Here is a 2,049-nt window from a genome sequence, read left to right as displayed (position 1 = left end):
GTATAGAGGGTAATAACTGTCGCCTTAGACACCGATTAAGACGAGCGGTTAGAAAAACCTGTTGTTTCTCTAAGAAGCTCGATAATCACTTCAAAGTGTTTGATATGGTGTTCTTTTACATCAATTATGGCTACGTCTGATGCCAGCATACTTTTTAGAACACCACCCTTTATTTTTTTAATTAGAGTCGCTGCGAAAGGAGCATCCTGCAATAAAGCCCACCTATATGAACTCCCTTTCTACATTCATTATCCGCGCGTCTACCGTACGTTCTATCTTCGCCTCGATTTGATTACACTGCGACTCAACCTCGCGTTTAGATAGCCCGACGATCACAAACGTCCACTCGCTCGCATCATGCCGATCACGCTCGCCGCTCTCACATACCGCGACGCTTGGCGTATTGCCAAAGCGTGCATGTAAGCCGCCCATACGTTGGCGTTTTTCTTTTAATGAGCTACAACCAGGTAGAGAAAAAGTCAGAGTTAGGATGCCGATATGCATTTTATCTTCCTTAATGAGGTTTTTTAATACAGTCAGGTCAATATAAGAAGTTAAAGTCATCGTAGACCAGCACGCTGTGCTCGCCATAAGGGATACTAACGATATTGGCGCTGATCTTTTCGCCCAGCTGACGCGCTTGATTGTTCTCAAGTTCATATTTTATATCAAGGATAGCTGGCTGGCTGATTAGGGTTTGCTTGGTTTTTGCGTCAATAATATTTATGACGCTACTTGAGTCACTATCGTCATTATTTGTTGTTTTAATAACCGCATGATAGTCGTTAGAAAAATCTTGAATTTGATAAGTTTTTGCCAAGGCTGGATAAGATAAAAGCAGCAATACAAGCAGTCCCAGAAATAGGATAGCCGTCTTACCTGCCTTTTTGGAGAAAAAATAAATATTCATATAAATATCCTTAGCGCCTTAAACAAGTAAAAAAGATACCAATTCACATTAGCATCTTTTTATAAGCAATATCTGTCATTACCCCTTACATTATTTAATCAGTCGAATATTAAAGGGGACTCTAAAGTCTTTACCAGCAGAGCTTTTGACCGCACCCATGATACAAAATACAGGGTGTACAAAGGGATACAAGAATAAGAACATCATCGGTAACAATGCCAAGGGTGACCAAATAAAAGCGAGGATAAAGCCCACTATCATCACTGCAATCCACAGCACAATATAAGTGATGAAAAAGGTAATACACCAATTCAACGCTTCTTTAGCTTGCGACTGAACGTAAGGATCGTCCTTTTTTGTCAGCATGATAACGAGCGGCGGGATAAAACCAAAAAACAGACACCCTAGCCAATTTAACAGGGCGATATTTGTAGAGTCCTGTTGAGTGTTCGTTGCTTGTATAGCCGTGCTGTTAAGGTTTTCTTGAGCGTTAGCAGTGTTATTGCCAGTATCTTTGTTGATATTCACGTGAGGTTGTTGCGTGCTATTAGGCATGTCTAAATATATTCCTTTATAAGATTAGCTTAAATATCGAGTTGTGATTCTAATTACCCAGCACCCACTCATCATTGACTTTATAAACACGAAAGCTACCTTTATTCATTCGGCTATTACCGTTTATACTTTGCGTCACTTCAGCGGTACACATATAGATATTTTCGCCATCAGTGGTATCACAGTTGATATTATCAACGCTTTCAAGCTTTGGCATCATGCCTTCCATCATGCCACTCATAGCCTGTACCATTTCATCGTTGCCGGCACCCGCCACCACATCATCCATTGCGCTATCCATTTGCTCATACTGCGCTTCGATTAGTCCCTCGACAGTGCTATCAGAAGGGCCACTAGAGCAGGCCGCAAATAGTGGGGTTAATAATAGGACTAATGCCAATTTATTTAAGTTTTTCACGTTACCTTCTATGTATCTATAATGTTACTTGAACTATACAGATTTATTGCTCAAAACCCAACTTAATTTCAAGATATTTGTCTGTTTATACTTAAAATTTTATTATTAACTTAGGGCGTGTCATCAATTAGCATAGATATTTCAGAATAAGCTATACTTAGATCGT

General features: G+C 39.8%; 5 protein-coding genes. 1 reads left to right on the top strand and 4 read right to left on the bottom strand.

Annotated features, from left to right (window positions below):
* A partial coding sequence (locus EI161_RS14110) for an IS1 family transposase (protein ID WP_192524181.1) occupies window positions 1–140 on the top strand: 140 nt, incomplete at its 5' end.
* Window positions 141–222: 82 nt separating this feature from the next.
* Here the strand turns inward: EI161_RS14110 and EI161_RS14105 are convergent.
* The 4 genes from EI161_RS14105 to EI161_RS14090 form a co-directional block, all read right to left on the bottom strand.
* The gene (locus EI161_RS14105; RefSeq protein ID WP_192523820.1) at window positions 223–504 is read right to left on the bottom strand and encodes a DUF503 domain-containing protein; all 282 of its coding nucleotides are present in this window, start codon (window positions 502–504) and stop codon (window positions 223–225) included.
* 37 nt (window positions 505–541) lie between these two features.
* Complete coding sequence (locus tag EI161_RS14100; protein ID WP_192523819.1) at window positions 542–910, bottom strand: hypothetical protein; 369 nt, start codon at window positions 908–910, stop codon at window positions 542–544.
* A 90-nt stretch (window positions 911–1,000) separates the two neighbouring features.
* Complete coding sequence (locus tag EI161_RS14095; protein WP_192523818.1) at window positions 1,001–1,465, bottom strand: DUF4870 domain-containing protein; 465 nt, start codon at window positions 1,463–1,465, stop codon at window positions 1,001–1,003.
* Between the two features lie 49 nt (window positions 1,466–1,514).
* On the bottom strand, window positions 1,515–1,883 hold the full coding sequence (locus EI161_RS14090; RefSeq protein ID WP_318779303.1) for a hypothetical protein: 369 nt from the start codon (window positions 1,881–1,883) through the stop codon (window positions 1,515–1,517).
* Window positions 1,884–2,049: the final 166 nt, after the last annotated feature.

The organism is Psychrobacter sp. FME5, from assembly GCF_014861375.1.
Taxonomy (GTDB): Bacteria; Pseudomonadota; Gammaproteobacteria; order Pseudomonadales; family Moraxellaceae; genus Psychrobacter.
Note: the sequence above shows the minus strand (reverse complement) of the source record. Positions and strands in the feature narration are given on the sequence as shown.

Coding starts and splice junctions, on each gene's coding strand:
- EI161_RS14100 (WP_192523819.1), bottom strand. CDS start 910: ATGAATATTTATTTTTTCTCCAAAAAGGCAGGTAAGACGGCTATCCTA.
- EI161_RS14105 (WP_192523820.1), bottom strand. CDS start 504: ATGCATATCGGCATCCTAACTCTGACTTTTTCTCTACCTGGTTGTAGC.
- EI161_RS14095 (WP_192523818.1), bottom strand. CDS start 1,465: ATGCCTAATAGCACGCAACAACCTCACGTGAATATCAACAAAGATACT.